Source organism: Kineococcus xinjiangensis, assembly GCF_002934625.1.
Lineage (GTDB): Bacteria > Actinomycetota > Actinomycetes > Actinomycetales > Kineococcaceae > Kineococcus_A > Kineococcus_A xinjiangensis.
In genome coordinates this window covers 409,382-426,866 of record NZ_PTJD01000002.1, presented here as the reverse complement: position 1 = coordinate 426,866, position 17,485 = coordinate 409,382, and the positions used below count along the sequence as shown (strand labels likewise).

Annotated in this window: 11 protein-coding genes and 1 rRNA gene; 7 read left to right on the top strand and 5 right to left on the bottom strand. The window is 76.4% G+C overall.

Annotated elements, in window-relative coordinates:
• Positions 1–83, top strand: a 5S ribosomal RNA gene (rrf, locus tag CLV92_RS23200); the annotation flags it as partial.
• 462 nt (positions 84–545) lie between these two features.
• Here the strand turns inward: rrf and CLV92_RS04780 are convergent.
• Complete coding sequence (locus CLV92_RS04780; RefSeq protein WP_104431628.1) at positions 546–1,610, bottom strand: LLM class F420-dependent oxidoreductase; 1,065 nt, start codon at positions 1,608–1,610, stop codon at positions 546–548.
• A 127-nt stretch (positions 1,611–1,737) separates the two neighbouring features.
• Between CLV92_RS04780 and CLV92_RS04775 the strand changes: the two genes are divergently transcribed.
• Entirely contained in the window at positions 1,738–2,562 is an 825-nt protein-coding gene (locus CLV92_RS04775; protein WP_104431627.1) for an aldo/keto reductase, read from the top strand.
• A 24-nt stretch (positions 2,563–2,586) separates the two neighbouring features.
• On the opposite strand, the gene CLV92_RS04770 is transcribed toward CLV92_RS04775, so the two are convergent.
• Positions 2,587–3,510: a LysR family transcriptional regulator gene (locus CLV92_RS04770; RefSeq protein WP_104431626.1), complete on the bottom strand. Its 924-nt coding sequence runs from the start codon at positions 3,508–3,510 to the stop codon at positions 2,587–2,589.
• 91 nt (positions 3,511–3,601) lie between these two features.
• Between CLV92_RS04770 and CLV92_RS04765 the strand changes: the two genes are divergently transcribed.
• Entirely contained in the window at positions 3,602–4,717 is a 1,116-nt protein-coding gene (locus CLV92_RS04765) for an SLAC1 family transporter (RefSeq protein ID WP_245886411.1), read from the top strand.
• Positions 4,718–4,733: 16 nt separating this feature from the next.
• Here the strand turns inward: CLV92_RS04765 and CLV92_RS04760 are convergent, their stop codons facing one another.
• Complete coding sequence (locus CLV92_RS04760; RefSeq protein WP_158257131.1) at positions 4,734–6,593, bottom strand: sensor domain-containing diguanylate cyclase; 1,860 nt, start codon at positions 6,591–6,593, stop codon at positions 4,734–4,736.
• A gap of 227 nt (positions 6,594–6,820) precedes the next feature.
• Positions 6,821–7,903: a PLP-dependent cysteine synthase family protein gene (locus CLV92_RS04755; protein WP_104431623.1), complete on the bottom strand. Its 1,083-nt coding sequence runs from the start codon at positions 7,901–7,903 to the stop codon at positions 6,821–6,823.
• Positions 7,904–7,974: 71 nt separating this feature from the next.
• On the opposite strand from CLV92_RS04755, the gene CLV92_RS04750 reads away from it, so the two are divergent.
• Complete coding sequence (locus tag CLV92_RS04750) at positions 7,975–10,299, top strand: molybdopterin-dependent oxidoreductase (protein WP_104431622.1); 2,325 nt, start codon at positions 7,975–7,977, stop codon at positions 10,297–10,299.
• 109 nt (positions 10,300–10,408) lie between these two features.
• Positions 10,409–12,133: a serine/threonine-protein kinase gene (locus tag CLV92_RS20895; RefSeq protein ID WP_146099418.1), complete on the top strand. Its 1,725-nt coding sequence runs from the start codon at positions 10,409–10,411 to the stop codon at positions 12,131–12,133.
• A gap of 2 nt (positions 12,134–12,135) precedes the next feature.
• On the opposite strand, the gene CLV92_RS04740 is transcribed toward CLV92_RS20895, so the two are convergent.
• Complete coding sequence (locus CLV92_RS04740; RefSeq protein ID WP_211290863.1) at positions 12,136–13,479, bottom strand: MFS transporter; 1,344 nt, start codon at positions 13,477–13,479, stop codon at positions 12,136–12,138.
• A gap of 238 nt (positions 13,480–13,717) precedes the next feature.
• Here CLV92_RS04740 and CLV92_RS04735 point away from each other — a divergent pair, with 238 nt between their 5' ends.
• Together CLV92_RS04735 and CLV92_RS04730 are read left to right on the top strand one after the other, a co-directional pair.
• A complete protein-coding gene (locus CLV92_RS04735; protein ID WP_104431621.1) occupies positions 13,718–15,994 on the top strand; it encodes a transglycosylase domain-containing protein in 2,277 nt (758 codons plus the stop codon).
• Positions 15,991–17,397 (top strand): glycosyltransferase family 87 protein, encoded by a 1,407-nt coding sequence (locus tag CLV92_RS04730; protein WP_104431620.1) that lies wholly within the window; start codon positions 15,991–15,993, stop codon positions 17,395–17,397. Before CLV92_RS04735 ends, CLV92_RS04730 begins: the two co-directional genes overlap by 4 nt.
• The last annotated feature ends 88 nt before the right edge of the window (positions 17,398–17,485 follow it).

The following is a 17,485-nucleotide window of genomic DNA, read 5'->3' as shown; positions in this document are numbered from 1 at the left end:
ACATTCCGAACCCGGAAGCTAAGCCCTCCAGCGCCGATGGTACTGCCTCCGGGAGGGGGTGGGAGAGTAGGACACCGCCGGACTCAACGTGAAAGATCAGGCCCCGCGCCTGCCCGCACCACCCCCTCCAGGGTGGCACGCCGGGCGGGAGCGGGGCCTGTCCCACATCACCCCCCACCCACCAAGCCTGCGCCCACCGCACAACCCTTCACGAGTTGCGCAGTGCGCCGCGCATTGCGCTGTCGCCCGCACAGCTCTCGGGGTCGGGACAGGCATCAGCGGTGCAGTCGGGACAGGCATCAGCGGTGCAGTCGGGACAGGGATCAGCGGTGCAGCCCTACGGGCCATCGAACGCCGCACGCCCCGGAGCAGTGCTCTGTGGCCCTGAGCGTGTGGGCCCTAGCGCATCGAGGCCGACGTGCTGCGATCGCGGTGACCGGTCGCCCTGGTCGGGGGCCAGACCCCAGCGACCTCGGCCGCGGCCAGCGGCGCCGAGTAGCGTGCGGCCGGCCGCCGTCAGGGCGCAGCGCTCCTGAGGGCGGAGCTCAGACAGTGGCCAGGGCCTTGGCAGCAGCCTCGAGGCTGCGCAGCTTCTCCTCAAGCGACTGCGACATCGGTGCGAGCACGAGGGTGGTGACGCCGGCTGCTGCATAGGCCTCGAACCGCTGACGCAGCCCGCCCTGCGGACCGACCAGGCAGGTGGCGTCGAGGAAGCCCTGTGGCACGGCCCCGGCCGCCTCGCGGTGCCGCTTGTCGAGGAACAGCCGCTGCACCTCGTCGGCCTCCGCGCCGTAACCCATGCGCGTCGCGAGGCGGTGGTAGAAGTTGGTCTTCTTCGAGCCCATCCCGCCGAGGTACAGGGCGGTATGACCGCGGACGGTGGCCTCCGCCTCGCGCAGCGCTGCACCCGTGGCGTCCGTGACCACAAGGGGAACGGTGGGCGCGATGTCGAAGTCCGGCGCCCCCGGGCGGGCGGCAGCCCGGGACCGTCCTTCGGACAGTTGCTCCAACTGCTCCGCCGAGTGCTCCGGGCTGAAGTACACCGGCAGCCAACCGTCGGCGATCTCCCCGGCGAGGGCCACGTTGCGCGGCCCCACGGCAGCCAGGTAGACCGGCAGGTCGGGTCGCGGGGCGGGAAGTGCCAGGCGCAGCGGGATCCCCGACCCGTCGGGCAGGGGCAGGGTGAGGTGCTCGCCCTGGTACACGAGCGGCTGCCGGGCCAGGGCCAGACGCACCACGTCCACGTACTCGCGGGTGCGGGCCAGGGGCGCGTCGAACCGGGTGCCGTGCCACCCCTCCGAGACCTGTGGGCCCGAGACGCCGAGCCCCAGCCGGAAGCGGCCCCCGCTGATGCCGTCCAGGGTCGCCGCCGTCATGGCGGTCGCCGCCGGCGTGCGGCCCGGGATCTGCATCACCGCGGAGACCAGGTTGATGCGCGACGTCTGCCCGCCCAGCCAGGACAGCAGCGTCGGAGCGTCCGAACCGTACGCCTCCGCCACGTGCACGGAGTCGTAGCCGAGCTCCTCCGCCCGGCGGGTCAGGGCCAGGGCGTCCGCCGCAGCACTGCGGGGATCGCCGACCAGGTATCCGAGGCTCAGACCGAGTCGCACCGCGCCACCCTAGGCGGTCACGACGCCGGCTGGTGGGTCTCTCCGCGCGAGAGCGCTCTCCGCTGCCTAGGGTGGAGCGCACGCCGCCCCACCCGCGGTCCTCGCCGACACCACACCGGGAGCCGCAGTGCCCGACGTCCCGACCCTCACCCTCACCAACGGTGTGCGCATCCCACAGCTGGGCTTCGGCGTCTTCCAGGTGCCGCCGGAGGACACCGTCCGCACCGTGCGGGAAGCGCTGGACGCCGGCTACCGCAGCATCGACACCGCCACCCGCTACGACAACGAGCGCGAGGTCGGCCAGGCCATCCGGGAGTCCGGTCTGCCCCGCGACGAGGTCTTCGTCACCACCAAGCTCAAGAACGGCGACCACGGGCGGGACCGCACCCTGGCGGCGTTCGAGCGCAGCATGGCCGACCTCGGCCTTGACGTGCTCGACCTGTACCTCATCCACTGGCCCCAGCAGGCCGACGACTACGTCGAGACGTGGCAGGTGTTCGAGGAGCTGCACCGCGACGGGCGGATCCGGGCGGTCGGGGTCTCCAACTTCCAGCCGCACCACCTGCGGCGCCTCATGGACGAGACGGAGACCGTGCCGGCCGTCAACCAGATCGAGATGCACCCCTGGCTCGTGCAGGAGCAGCTGCGGGCGTTCAACGCGGAGCACGGCATCGTCACCGAGGCCTGGAGCCCGCTCGCGCAGGGCGGGGAGCTGCTGCAGGAGCCGGTGATCGGCGCCATCGCCGAGCGCCACGACCGGCAGCCGGCGCAGGTGGTGCTGCGCTGGCACCTGCAACGGGGCGTCGTGGTCATCCCCAAGTCCGTGACGCCGGCCCGAATCCGCAGCAACATCGCCGTCTTCGACTTCGAGCTGTCCGCCGAGGAGATGACCGCGATCACCGCCCTCGACCGCGGCCTGCGCACCGGCCCGGACCCCGACGTCTTCGGCTGAAGCGGCGGGCGGCCCACGCGGGGCTCAGCAGCTGCGCGCCACCGCCAGCAGGTCCCGGGCCGCCCCGGCCGGCGGCGTGCTGGAGCCGGCCCACACCGCGCGCAGGCGGCGGGACAGGTCCAGGTCGGCAACCGGCACCGCCGCCAGCCGCCCCGCACCCAGGTCGCCCTCCGCGGCGAGCCTGCTCAGCACGGCCGGCGCGCTGCCCGCCCGCACCGCCTCCCGCACACCCGTCGACGTCGTCAGCTCGACCGCCGGCACCGTCAACCGCAAGCCCTTCGCGGCCAGGGCCTCCTCCAGCACCCGGCGCGTGCCCGAGCCCTCCTCCCGCGCCACCAGGGCCGTGGCGGCCAGCTCCTGCGCCGTCAGCGGTGCGCGCCGCCGCGTCCACGGATGGCTCGGGGCGACCACCACCACCAGCTCGTCGCGGGCCACGTCCTGGGCCCGCAGACCGGCGGGCACGGTCGGGCCCTCGACGAAGCCCAGGTCCGCCTCGCCGCTGCGCACGGCCTCCGCGACGCGGTCGCTGTTCGTGGCGGTCAGCGTCACCGCCGTCGGCGACCGGCCCGCCGTCTGCTGACGGGCGCGGACGGTGATCAGCCAGCGCGGCAGGAGGTGCTCGGCCACGGTCATGCTGGCGGCGACGCGGAGGCGCTCGCTGCGGTCCGCCCGCAGCGTCGCGATGCCCTGGTCGACCTCCGCGGCGACGTCGATCAGCCGCGCCGCCCACTCCACCAGCACCGTGCCGGACTCCGTCAGCCGCGACCCGCGCGGCGAGCGCAGCAGCAGCGGCGCACCGACGAGGGCCTCCACCCCGCGCAGCCTGGCCGAGGCGGCCTGCTGGGAGATGCCGTGGATGCGCGCCGCCGCCCCGATGCTGCCGGTGCGCGCGGTGTCGACGAGGAGCTCGAGCGCGGACAGCTCCGGCAGGTGGGGACTCAGGGGCACCCCACCACGGTAGCCACCCACAAGCTCCTCCTGTGGGCTTGCAGGGATGGTGGCGCTACCGGCGGACGCCCCGCCCGCCGAGGCTGGAACCGTGAGCACCGGCACCGCCCCCCTGGCCCTCGGCCCGCCCCTGCAGGTGCGGTCGGCAGCCCTCGCGCACGTCGGCCCCAACTGGTTCACCACGGTGATGGGCACGGGCATCGTCGGCACGGCGCTCGCCACCCTGCCCGCCGCCCAGGGCCGCCCCGCGCTGCAGCTCGCCGCGACCGGTGCGTGGGTCCTCGCCGCCGTGCTGCTGGTCACGGTCGCGGCGGCCACCGCGGCGCACTGGGCCCTCCACCCCGCCGGCGCCCGCCGCACCTTCGACGACCCGGTCATGCTGCAGGCCCTCGGGGCGCCGCCCATGGCGCTCATGACGGTCGGCGCGGGCGCGCTGCTGCTGGGACCGGCGCTCCTGGGCCCCCGGCTCGCCGTGGCGGTCGACGTCGTCCTGTGGAGCGCGGGCACGGTGGCGGGCCTGCTGACGGCGGTCCTCGTGCCGCTGCGCGTCCTGCGCCGTCACCGCCACGCCCCGGTCACCGGAGCCTGGCTCATGCCGGTCGTGCCGCCCATGGTCAGCGCCGCCACCGGTGCGCTCCTCGTGCCGCACGCCCCGGCGGGGGAGGCCCGGCTGGTGCTGCTGCTGGCCTGCTACGCCCTCTTCGGCATCGCCCTGGCGGCCAGCCTCGTCGTGGTCGCCGCCCTCGCGGTGCGCCTCGCGCGCCACGGCGCCGGGGCCCCGGCCGTCGCGCCGACGCTGTGGATCGTGCTCGGCCCGCTCGGGCAGTCCGTGACGGCCGCCGGCACCCTCGGCACGGCCGCGGAGTCCGCGCTGCCCCCGGCCGCAGCGCAGGCCGCTGCGGCGGCGGCCCTGCTCTACGGCGTGCCGGTCTGGGGCGCCACGCTGCTCTGGGCCGTCCTCGCCGCGGCCGTGACCGTGCGCGCCGCCCGCCGCGGGATGCCCTTCGGCCTGTCCTGGTGGGCCTTCACCTTCCCCGTGGGCACCGTCGTCACGGGCACCGGTCAGCTCGCGCTGCACAGCGGCTCCACCGTGCTCGTGGCGGCCGCCACCGCGGGCTGGGTCCTGCTGCTGGCCGCGTGGGTGGTGGTGGGGGCGCGCACCCTGCGGGGGGTCGCGGACGGCTCGCTGCTCGCCCCGGCCCGCTGACGGGGGCGGGACCGCCTCAGGTGCCGCTGGGCTGGGAGCCGCCGCGCAGGTCCACCACGGCCGGGCCCGACCTGCGGACGCGGCCCTTGCCGCTGCGCTTGGCGCGGTACATGGCCTCGTCGGCGTCGTGCAGGACCCGCTGCGCCTCCGAGGAGCGCTCCGCGAGGGCCACCCCGATGCTGACGCCCACGTCGAAGCGCCAGCCGGCGACCTCGAACGGCCGGCGCATCGCCTCCACGACCCGCTGCGCCACGGCGTAGGCGGCCGCCTCGTCGGGCAGGTCGGGGCAGACCACGGCGAACTCGTCGCCGCCGATGCGCGCCACCGTGTCCCCGGGCCGCACCGCGGCGGCGAGCCGGCCCGCGACCTCCACGAGGACCTGGTCGCCGGCCGCGTGGCCGCCGGTGTCGTTGACGGGCTTGAAGTCGTCGAGGTCGCAGTAGAGCAGGGCCACCTGCCGGCCGGAGCGGCTGGCGGCGTTGAGCGCGTGGCGCAGCCGGTCCTCCAGCAGCACCCGGTTCGGCAGCCCCGTCAGGGCGTCGTGCATGGCGGCGTCGCGCAGCCGCTGCTCGGCGACCCGCCGCTTCGTGCAGTCGATCACCTGCACCACGGCCGCCACCCCGTCCTCGTCCTCCCCGGGGGCCGGCCAGGTGCCGATCGCCAGCTCCAGCCACAGGTCGCCCCGCCCGTGACGCAGCTCCCCGTGCCAGGAGTCCTCCACCCCGCCGGCGAGGGCGCGCACCGCCCGCACGAACGTGGAGCGGTGGCCCGGCCACACCTGGTCCGTCCAGTCGGACCCCTCGTCGATGCGGGCGGAGTCGCCGAGCAGGTGCGCCAGCCGGGTGTTGACGCGGGCCACCACCGCCGAGCCGTCGGACCGCAGCCGCAGCAGCGCCACCCCGAGGAGGGCGTCGTCGAAGGTGCGCCGGAACAGGTCCTCCCGCTCGCAGGCGCGGACGACGGCCCGCTCGCGGGAGCGCACCACGAAGGAGGTCACCAGGGCGACGACGCCCACGGTGAAGAGGAGGCCCTGCAGGACGGCCACCCGGGTGGTGGGGTCCTGGTCGCGGTAGGGGCCCAGCTCCGCGGCGGTCGCCCCGGAGGCCACCACCGCGATGAGCAGGACGCCCAGCAGGGTGCAGCGCGGGCCGGTGCGGGCCGCCGCCCACAGCACGGGCAGCACGACGGCGAAGGCCCACACCGTGCTGCCGGAGGACCAGAAGACCAGCCCCGCGGTGGCGGTGCAGGCCAGCACGGCGCCCGTGCGCTCCACCAGGCCGTGGGCGCCGGGGAGGTGCGCCCGCGCCGACCGGACCGCCGGGTCCGCGGGGGCCCCGGCCAGCAGCAGCAGCGGCGTCACCAGCATCAGCCCCAGCAGCTGGGTGAGGGCGTGGGCGCGCACGTCGGCCCCCGGCTGCAGCGCGGCGATCACCGCGCTGCCGAGGACGACGCCCACGAGGCCGCCGAGGGCGAGCAGCCAGGCGTGGCGGCCGCGCTGGAGGAGGTGGGTGGTGGGACCGGTGCGCGCCAGCAGCTCGGCGCCGGCCAGGCACTGCACGGCGGCGGCGAGGGCGTGGACGGCGCTCGCGGTGGTGTCCGGGCCCGCGGTGGCCGTGCCCGCGAAGGTGCCCAGCAGCGTCCCGAGGACCACCCAGTGGCGCAGGCGCCGCTGCCGCACCGCGAGGGCGAGCGCGAGGCCCGCGCTGGGCCACCAGGTCGACGTGGCGTCCTCCGGCGCTCCGCCCGAGGACACCGCCACGTGGGCCAGGACGCCGGTGAGGACGGCGGTCGTCAGGGCGAGACGGGCACCGGAGCGGCGGCCCTGGGAACCGGTGAGCTCCGCGGCGCTCGTGCTCGGCGACGGGGCGTGGGGCATCGGCGGGTCCCTCCCCTCCATCGCTGCGCCGGACCGTGGCCGGCGCACTGCTCCGCCCGGCGCTGCGGCGCACGAGGCGCCCAGCCGGGCCGTCACCGCGGACTGTCACTACATGCGGTCACCAGGTCGCACGCAACGTTAAGGCATGGTGCCGACGAGGGCCCGCAAGAGCGGCCGACGGCACGCCGCTGCCCCGGCGACCCCGTCCGGGAGAGCCGAGGGAGCCGTCAGGAGGCCAGCGCCGCCCGCATCCGGGCCAGCTCCGCAGCCGGGTCGATCCCCTGCGCCGCTAGCCACGCCGGGTTCCGGTAGGTCCCCCCGTAGCGGTCGCCCCCGTCGCAGATCAGCGTCACGACGCTGCCGCGCTCACCGGCCGCCAGCATGCGCCCGACCACCGTCAGCGCGCCCACCAGGTTCGTCCCCGTCGACGCGCCCGCCCGGATGCCGCTGAGCTCCTCCAGCAGCTGCATCCCCGCGATGGACGCCGCATCCGGCACCGGCAGCACCTCGTCCACCACCGACGGCACGAACGAGGGCTCCACCCGCGGCCGGCCGATGCCCTCGATGCGCGAGCCCGGGCCCGTCGCCGAGCGGTCGCCCGTCCGCCACGCCTCGGCGAACGCGGAGCCCTCCGGATCCACCACGGCCAGCCGCGTCGCCAGCCGCCGGTAGCGGCAGTACCGCCCGATCGTGGCGCTCGTGCCGCCGGTGCCCGCGCCGACCACGATCCACGACGGCACGGGATGCCGCTCCAGCGCCATCTGCTCGAAGATCGACTGCGCGATGTTGTTGTTGCCCCTCCAGTCCGTCGCCAGCGTGGCGTGGCTGAACTGGTCCATGAAGTGCCCGCCGGTCTCCGCCGCGACCCGCTCCGCCTCGTCGTAGATGTCGCACGGGTCGGCCACCAGGTGGCAGCGGCCCCCCTCCCGCTCGATCAGCGCCAGCTTCTCCCGGCTCGTCGACGCCGGCACCACCGCCACGAACGGCAGGTCGAGCATCCGCGCGAAGTGCGCCTCCGAGACGGCCGTGGAGCCGCTGGAGGCCTCCACGACGGTCGTGCCGGGGCCGATGTCGCCGTTGGCGAGGAAGTACAGGAAGAGCGAGCGTGCCAGGCGGTGCTTGAGGGAGCCCGTCGGGTGCACCGACTCGTCCTTCAGGTACAGGTCGACGCCCCACGCCGGCGGCAGCGGCAGCACGTGCAGGTGGGTGTCGGCGCTGCGGTTGGCGTCCGCCTCCACCCGGCGGATCGCCTCGTGCACCCACGCCCGGCGCGCGTCCACCCCACCGGCCCCGTCCCCGTCGCTCGCCATGCCCGCAGGGTGGCACGGGGCGGGGGCGCCGCGCGGCGGGGCGGGCGCGCAGCGGGTGCGATGCTCCCCGGGTGAGCGCAGCGCGCAGCAGCACCCACTGGGGGGCCTTCAGCGCCACCGTCCGCGACGACGGCACCTTCGACGTCACCCCGCACCCCGCCGACGAGGAGCCCTCCGCGCTGCTGGCCAACGTGCCCGCCGCCGCCGGGACCCGCGCACGGGTGCTGCGCCCGCACGTCCGCCGCGGCTGGTGGGAGGACGGACCCGGACCCGACCCGCGCCGCGGCGACGACGTCTGGCTCGCCGTCGGCTGGGAGGAGGTCCTCGACCGGCTCGCGGTGGAGTTCCGCCGGGTCCTCGACCTCCACGGCCCCGCGGGGATCTTCGGCGGCTCCTACGGCTGGGGCAGCGCCGGGCGCTTCCACCACGCGCAGAGCCAGGTGCACCGCTTCCACAACGCCCTCGGCGGCAGCACCCGCTCCGTGACCACCTACAGCCACGGCGCGGCGGAGGTCCTGCTGCCGCGCGTCCTCGGCGACCTCTCCCTGCTCGAGGACCCCACCTCCTGGTCCGTGGTGGAGGAGCACACCGACCTGCTCGTCTGCTTCGGCGGCCTGCCCGCCAAGAACAGCGCCGTCAGCCACGGCGGCGCGACCCGCCACCCGGTGCGCGGGCACCTGCGCCGCGCCCGGCGCCGCGGCGCGCGGTTCGTGCTCGTCAGTCCGCTGCGCGACGACCTCGACGGGGAGCTCGGCGGCGACTGGCTGGCCCCGGTGCCCGGCACGGACACCGCCCTGGTGCTGGCCCTCTGCCAGGTGCTCGTCGCCGAGGACCTGCACGACGTGGACTTCCTGCGGCGCTGCTGCACCGGGACGGAGCAGTTCCTGGCCTCACTGGAGGGCGCGGACGACGGCGTCGCGAAGACCCCCGAGTGGGCCGAGGCGATCACCGGTGTCCCCGCGGCCACCGTCCGGGCCCTCGCCCGGGACATGGCCGCCTCGAGGACGCTGCTCACGGTGAGCTGGTCCCTGCAGCGCGCGCCGTTCGGGGAGCAGCCCCTGTGGGCGGCGATCGCGCTGGCGGCGCTGCTGGGGCAGATCGGCCTGCCCGGCGGCGGCATCGGCCACGGCTACTCCTCCACGGGCGGGGTGGGCTCCCCGATGCGCCGCCACGCGCTGCCGACGCTGCCCCAGGGCCGCAACCCCGTGCGCGAGCGCATCCCGGTGGCGCGCATCGCCGACGCGCTGCTGCACCCCGGGGAGGAGTACGACTTCGACGGCTCGCGCCGGCGCTACCCCGACCTGCGGCTGGTGCACTGGACGGGCGGCAACCCGTTCCACCACCACCAGGACCTGGCCCGGCTGCGGCGGGCGTTCCAGCGTCCCGACACGGTCCTCGTGCAGGACCCGTTCTGGACGGCGACGGCCCGCCACGCCGACGTCGTCCTGCCGTCGACGACGCCGCTGGAGCGGGAGGACCTCGGCGCGGCCCGCTACGACGACCACCTGCACGCCATGGACCGGGTGCTCGAGCCGGTGGGGGAGGCCCGCGACGACTACGACGTGCTGGCGGCCCTGGCGCAGCGGCTGGGCGCGGAGGAGGCGTTCACGGAGGGCCGCACGTCGGCGCAGTGGGTGGCGCACCTGTACGAGTCCTGGCGCGCGGGGCCGGCCGTGCGGGCGGGTGTCGCGGCGCCGCCGTACGCGCAGTTCCGCCGCGCCGGCTCGCTGCGGCTGCCGCCGGCGGACCCCGTCGTCCTGCACGCCGGGTTCCGCGCCGACCCGGGGCGGTTCCGGCTGCGCACTCCCAGCGGACGGATCGAGCTGCACTCGGCGACGATCGCCTCCTTCGGCTACGACGACTGCCCCGGCCACCCCGTCTGGCGGGAACCGGAGGAGTGGCTGGGCTCCCCGGTGGCCGCGCGCTTCCCCCTGCACCTGGTCGCAAACAACCCCGCGACGAGGCTGCACAGCCAGCTCGACCACGGGGCGGCGAGCGCCGCGTCGAAGGTCCGGGGGCGGGAGCCGCTGCGCATGCACCCCGACGACGCCCGCGAGCGGGGCCTGGCGGACGGGGACGTGGTGGTGGTCCGCAGCCGCCGCGGCAGCTGCCTGGCGGGCCTGGTGGTGTCCGCGGACCTGCGGCCGCGGGTGGTGCAGATGTCCACCGGCGCCTGGTTCGACCCCGTCGCGGGCGCGGCGGCGGGGGTGACCTGCGGACACGGCAACGTCAACGTCCTCACGGCCGACGTCGGCACGTCGCGCCTCGGCCAGGGCTGCACGGGCCAGCACGCGCTGGTGGAGGTGGAGGCCTTCCGGGGCGCGCTGCCCGCCGTGACGGTCCACGACGCGCCCGTTCCCGCCGCGTCGTCCTCACCGATGGCTCACCCGTCCTGACGCTCCATAATGGGCGTGTCGAGTGCGCGGGGTGGGGTCCGGCAGTGCGGCACAATTCGCCCGAAGTCGTGCGGCCCCCCGTGCACGGCGCGTCGCGGAGGTAGAGCTCGTGAGCACCGAGGACTGGTCCGACGACCGGTTGACGGCTGCGCACGTCCCCGAGGTCGTCCGCCACTGCGCAGGTCCGGACGACGACCCCGACCGCTACGAGATCCTCGGGGCGCTGGACGCCGCCGTCGACGAGCTGTGGCACGTCCTCGACCGCCGCGCGCCCGTGGGGGAGGCCCTGCGCGTCCTCGCCGCCCAGCGCCCGGCCGAGCTCCTGATCACCTACCACGGTGGGAGCGCCGAGCGTGGCCGTGACGCCGCCGCGGACCCGGCCGTGGCCTGGCGCCGGCGGGCGGCGGAGGTGGCCCGCGTGCACCACCCGCGCCTGGCCGGGGTCAGGGCCGTCTTCACCGGCGCGCCGCCGCACGTGCCGGGGTCCGCGCCCACCGTGGAGGAGCCGGGGGACCGCTGGGGCTACGTCGTCCTCGAGCGGGTGCCGGGACGGTCGCTGGCGGAATGGATCCGTGACGAGCCGGACGCCGGCCTGCCCGAGCGGCTCGCCGTGCTCTCCGCGGTGGCCGGCGTCCTGGACGAGCTGCACGGCGGGGACGTCGGCAGGCCGCCGGTCGTGCACGGCGCGGTGACGCCGCGGTCGGTGCGGCTGGCGGGTGCCTCGCCCGCCGAGGGGGTGCTGCTGGCTGCTCCCGCCCTCGGCCTCCACGGACCCCGGCCGCCGCACCTGGTCGGCGCGGCGGTCCCCGCCGACCTCCCTCCGGAGGTCCGCGCCGGGCGGCTGCCGGCTGCGGCTGCCGACGCGTTCGCGCTCGGCGTGCTCGCCGTGCACCTCCTGACGGGTGAGCCGCCGGTGCGCGACCCCGAGTCGGGGGAGCTGGACCCGGACGCGGTGCGGCGGCAGCTGGCGGCCGCGCCGCTGACCCGGGACGAGCCGGGGCTGGCGGAGGGGGTTCTGCAGGCCCTGGCGTTCGACCCCGCCCTCCGGCCCGGCGACCTGCGGGGCTGGGTGGACGGCCTGCACGCCGCTCTGCGCCTGGAGGTGGGTCCTCCGGCGGAGCGGGTGGCGGGCTCGGTGCCGGCCGCCGTCGCTCCGGCCACCGGGGCGGGCGGGTCCGCGCGCGTGACGCGCCCGCGGCCGGGGCTGGCCATGGCGGCGGTCGTGATGCTCGCGACGTCCGCCGCCGCCGTCGCGGTCGCGGTCGTGCAGACCGGTCACATGCGCGACGTGCCCAATCCGGTTCCGGTCGCTCCGCAGGCGCAGCCGAGCGGCGAGCGGCCCGGTGGTGAGCGGCCCGGTGGTGAGCAGCCGAGCGGTGAGCGGCCCGGCGCGCCGGAGCCGACGCCCGACCCCGCCAGGACGGGCGGCACCCCGGTGCCGGCCCCCTCGCCCAGCGCCTCCTCAGCGGAGGGGCCGCGCTCGCGGGGCCCGCAGCCGTCCGCCTCGTCGAGCGCACCCGGACCGTCGGCGGCTCCGCCGACCGCGACCCCGCCGACCGCGACCCCGCCGACCGGGACCCCGCCGACCGGGACCCCGCCCGGGGCGACCCCGCCCGCGGAGAACCCGCCGTCGGCGGCCCCGCCCGTCGAGACCCCGCCCGTCGAGACCCCACCCGTCGAGACCCCGCCGTCGGCCGCCCCGCCGTCGGCGACTCCGCCGGCCGTCCCACCGACCACGCTGCCGCCGTCGGTGCCGGTGCCGGTGCCCCCGGTGCCGACGTCCTTCGGGTCACCGGTCCCCTCCCTGTCGGACCCGGGACTGCGCCTGCCCTGACCTCAGGCGCCCGCCGGCGCCAGGGCGCGCGGAGCCGGCCCGACCCGCCGGTACAGCCACGCCATCGCCCAGTAGCCGCCGCCCAGGCAGGTGGCCAGCACGGGGAAGCGGCCGTCCGGGGGCAGGAGCAGGGCGGCCACCGCGGCCGCCACCACGAACGTCACGTTGAACACCAGGTCGTAGAGGGTGAAGACCCGGCCGCGGTACGTGTCGTCGACCGTGCGCTGGACCACCGTGTCCACCCCGATCTTGGCGCCCTGGCCCGCACCGCCCAGGGCGAAGGCGCACACCAGCAGGACGGTGAGGTCTGTGCTCCACCCCGCCAGGGCCTGCGCCGCGCCCGCCACGACCAGGCAGCCGCAGATCCACGCCCGCAGCGCGCCGTGGCGGGTGCCCCACGGCGCGCACACCGCCGCGGTGCCCGCCCCCGCCCCCGCGGCGACCAGCAGCGTCGTCAGCAGGGCCAGGCCCGCCGCCGGGTCGTCCGGGTCCGCCAGCGTCCGCCGGCACAGCACCACGAACGCCACCGTGGTCACGCCGAACGCGAAGCGGTGGACGGCGACCACCGTCAGGGCCCACGCCGGCGCGCGCCGCTGCACGACGTGACGGGCCCCGCCCAGCAGATCCCGCCCCATCGTGACCAGCCGCGAGCCGCGGCTGCGCCGCAGCGACCCGGGCAGGGGAGCGCCCGGCGGTCGCACCGGGCCGAGCGAACCCACCGGGATGCGCAGGGCGCTCAGGCCCGCGGCCAGGTAGGCCACCGCTGCCATCACCAGCAGCGCGGCGTCCGCGGCGGCCCCACCTCCCGCGAGGCCCTCCAGCGGGCCGGAGCGGGCCAGCACCGCCGTCAGCGCGCCGGCTCCCGCCGCCATCGTCCCCGCGGTGGGCACCACGCTGTTGGCGAGGACCAGCTCGTCGGGCTCCACCACGTGCGGCAGTGCCGCCGACAGCCCCGCGAGGAGGGCCCGGTTGACCGACAGCGCCAGCAGCGCCATGACGACCACCGCGGCATCGGGTGCGCCGGCGTGCAGGACCGCCGCCGTGGCCATCACGACCCCCGCCCGCACCGCGTTGGCCCCCACCAGCACCTGCCGGCGACGCCAGCGGTCCAGCGCCACCCCCGCCCACGGCCCCACCAGCGTGAAGGGGAGCAGGAGCACGGCGAAGGCGGTGGCGACGGCGGCGGGAGAGGGCTGCCGCTCGGGGGAGAAGATCAGCAGCGAGGCGAGCCCGGCCTGGAAGACGCCGTCACCGCCCTGGCCGAGGAGGCGCACCAGGAGCAGCCTGCGCAGACGGCTCCGCGTCGCGAGGCGTCCCAGGCGGACCAGCACGCCCCTCTCCGGCACGGCCCCACCGTACGGGGAGTGCGGGAGGGACCCCGGGTGTTGGGGTGTGGTGAAGGTGCGCCCGAGTGCAGGGGCGCACCGTCGGCGTGCACGGTGACACCGCGCATACTGGCGGGGACGGGCCGCACCCGGTGCCCGGCCAGCACGACCGGACCTCCCGGGACGTCCCGGGACCGGGCACGACCGACGACGACGCGCGGCGGACAGCTGCGCCCACCGACCGGAGGACACCACCGCCGTGGCAGCACGCCGACCGTCCGCCACCTCCGCCCGCCCCAGCTCCCCCGGTCGTGGTCCCGCGGGCCGCCCGCCCGCCGGCCGCGGCAGCCGACCGCCCCGTCGTGGCCGCAGCCGCCGGCTGTGGACGTGGCTGGTGGCGCTGCTCGGCACCGGGGTCCTCCTCGGCATCGCCGGCTTCGTCACCGCCTACGCCCTCGTGAGCATCCCCAGCCCCAACGAGCTGGCCCAGGCGCAGGTCAGCACTGCCTACTACAGCGACGGCACCACGCCCATCGGCCGCTTCAGCGAGCGCAACCGGGTGCCCGTGACCCTCGACCAGGTGCCGGAGCCGGTGCGCAACGCCGTCCTGGCGGCGGAGGACCGCAGCTTCTACGAGAACCGCGGGGTCTCCCCGACGGGCATCGCGCGCGCCGCCTGGAACAACCTGCGCGGTGAGAGCACCCAGGGCGGTTCCACGATCACGCAGCAGTACGTGAAGAACTACTTCCTGAACGCGGAGCAGAGCTACACCCGCAAGTTCAAGGAGTTCTTCATCGCGCTGAAGATCGACGAGCAGCAGACGAAGGACGCGACCCTCGCCGCCTACCTCAACACCGTGTACTTCGGACGGCAGGCGTACGGCATCCAGACCGCCGCGCAGGCCTACTTCGGCAAGGACGTCGCCCAGCTGAGCGCCTCCGAGGGGGCGCTGCTCGCCGGGGTGCTGGCCGCGCCCAGCGCCTACGACCCCCGCAAGGACCCGGAGGCCGCGCAGCGGCGCTGGGAGTACGTGATGGACGGCATGGTGGACGAGGGGTGGCTGACGCCCGCCGAGCGCGCCGTCGCGACCATGCCCGAGACGGTCGAGCTGCGCCAGGAGAACGACTGGGAGGGAACCGAGGGCTACCTCCTGCGCACGGTCGAGAGGGAGCTGGAGAAGAAGGTCGGCCTCACCTCGGAGCAGATCAAGCGCGGTGGCCTGAAGGTCGTCACCACGTTCGACGCGAAGGCGCAGGAGGCGGCCAAGGAGGCGGTGCGGTCCAACCTGCCGGAGGGAGCCCCGGCCGGGCTGCACGTCGGCGTCGTCTCCATCGACCCCCGCAGCGGCGGGGTGCGCGCCATGTACGGCGGGGCGGACTTCCTCACGAACCAGTTCAACTCCGTGACGATGGCCGAGGTGCAGGCCGGGTCGACGTTCAAGCCGTTCACGCTGGTCGCCGCGCTGGAGAAGGGCATCAGCCTCAAGTCCACGTTCGACGGCAACAGCCCCCTGAAGCTGAAGAGCTGGGGCAAGGACACCGTCGAGAACTTCGGGGACGCCGACCTGGGGCGGATCGACCTGATGACGGCCACCGCGAAGTCCTCCAACACCGTCTACGCCCAGCTCAACGACAAGGTGACGCCCGCCGCCACCCGCGAGGCCGCGATCCGCGCGGGCCTGGAGCCGGGGACCAAGGACCTGCTGGACGTCCCGTCGAACGTCCTCGGCTCGGCGTCGGTGGCTCCCGTCGAGCTCGCACAGGCCTACGCCACCTTCGCCGCGCAGGGCGTCCGCCACGACTGGCACGTGGTGGCCTCCGTGGCCGGCCCCGACGGGGAGCAGATCTACACGGCCTCCCCGGGCGAGGCGCGCGTCTTCGAGGAGCCGGTCATGGCCGACACCACCCACGCGCTGCAGCAGGTCGTGCAGCGCGGCAGCGGAAGCCACGCCAGCCGGCTGAAGCGGCCCGTGGCGGGCAAGACGGGCACCTCGACGAAGAACATGTCCGCCTGGTTCGCCGGCTACACCCCGCAGCTCGCCACCGTCGTCGTGATGTACCAGACCGAGACCGCGGACCCGACGTCCCCGCGCACCTCGCTGAACCTCGGCCGCCGCGAGGTCACGGGCGGCTCGTACCCGGTGCGCATGTGGACCTCGTTCATGCAGACGGCGTTGGAGGGCCAGCCCGTGGAGGCCTTCCCGAAGCCGAAGTTCGTCGGCAAGGCGCAGGGCGTCCGCTCCTCGAGCACGTCGACGCGGACCCGCTCGCCGCGGCCCTCGACCACCAGCAGCAGCACCAGCAGCGAACCGCCGAGCGAGTCGCCCAGCGAGGCCCCGAGCGAGTCCCCCAGCGAGTCGCCGAGCGAGTCCTCGAGCGAGTCGCCCTCCGACGGCACCGCCCCGGAGAGCCCCGCCCCCACCGGCGGCGCCACGCCGTCCACCCAACCGACCGGCGCGTCGCCGGGACGCAGCGCCACCCCCGCGCCGCAGGCCGGGGGCGCGGGCGAGGCGACCCCCGCGGGCGACGGGCGGTGAGCGCCCCGGCGCCCACCCGTCCGGTCGCGCCGTCGGCCGAGGACCCGCTCGCGCGTGCCGCGAGCGAGGCGCTCGGTGGCCCGTGGGGCCGGCACGCCGGCGGGGGCCCGCGGTGGCTGACCGCGGCCGTGGTCTGCCTGCCGGTGGCGATGGTGTCCCTCGCCCTGGGCGTCCTGCAGAAGCAGCACTGCCGTGCGGAGGGCTGGCGCACCCCCGACCAGTTCTTCCACGCCTGCTACAGCGACGTCCCCGTCGTCTTCTCGTCCTCCGGTCTGGTCGGGGCGCAGAGCCCCTACGCGGAGGGCGTCGCGCTGCTGCAGCCGTCGCTGACCGCGGGCCTGGCGTGGCTGCTGACCCGGTTCGCGCCGCCGGACGTCACCCCGGAGGCGCAGCGGGCCTACTTCGACGCGGCGACCGTCGTCATCGCGCTGCTCCTGCTGGTGACGGTGGCCGCCGTCCTGGCCATGGCGGGGCGGCGGCGCTGGGACACGCTCCTGCTGGCCGCCAGCCCGCTGGTGGTCCTCGCCGGGCTGGTCTCCCTCGACCTGCTGGGCGTGGCGCTGGCCACCGCCGGCCTGGCCGCGTGGGCGAGGCGCCGCCCCGTCGCGGCCGGTGTGCTGCTGGGGCTTGCGGTCTGCGCCCGCACCTACCCGGTGGTGATCGTCGTCGCGCTGGCGCTGCTTGCCGTGCGCACGGGCCGCTACGCCGCCTTCTCCCGCACCGCCGTCGCCGCCGCGCTCACGTGGCTGGCGGTCAACGTACCGCTGGCCGTGACGTGGGGCAGCGCGTGGTCGGACCACCTCACGCAGTGGTGGCCGCGCCAGGCGGGCTACGGCTCGCCGTGGCTGCTGCCGCAACTGCTGGAGCAGGCCCTCCACGACCGCGCCGCGACGGGGCTGCCGGGCGAGGTGGTGACGGTCCTGACGCTGACGACCGGGGCGCTCGGTGTGCTGGCGGTGGCGACGGTGGTGCTGTGGGCGCCGCGGCGCCCGCGGGTGCCGCAGGTGGCGCTGCTGCTGGTCGCGGTGGTGGTGCTGACGGGCAAGGCGCTGCCGGTGCAGGTGTCGCTGTGGCTGCTGCCGCTGGCGGTCCTGGCCGTGCCCCGCTGGCGCGACCACGCGGTCTGGCTCGGCACGGAGGCGCTGTACTTCGTCGGGGTGTGGCTGTTCATCGCGGGTCAGTCCACGCCGGATCGGGGCCTGCCGTCGGAGGTGTACCTGCTGCTCCTGCTGCTGCGGCTGGGCGGGATCGGCTGGCTGGTCGCCGCCGTGCTGCGGGACCTGGGCCGGCCGGCGGGCGACCCCGTGCGGGCGGCCGCCGCCCCGGGGGGCGGGCAGGCCGACGACCCGGCGGGCGGCGACTTCGACGGCGCCCCCGACGCCCTGGTGATCCGCGTCGCGTGAGGGCGCCGGTGGTCGGGGCGCCCCTGCCGGAGCGGGTAGGCTGGTCAGGTCCGCGCCCTGCGCCGAGCGGCTCCGTGCCGACCGGCCG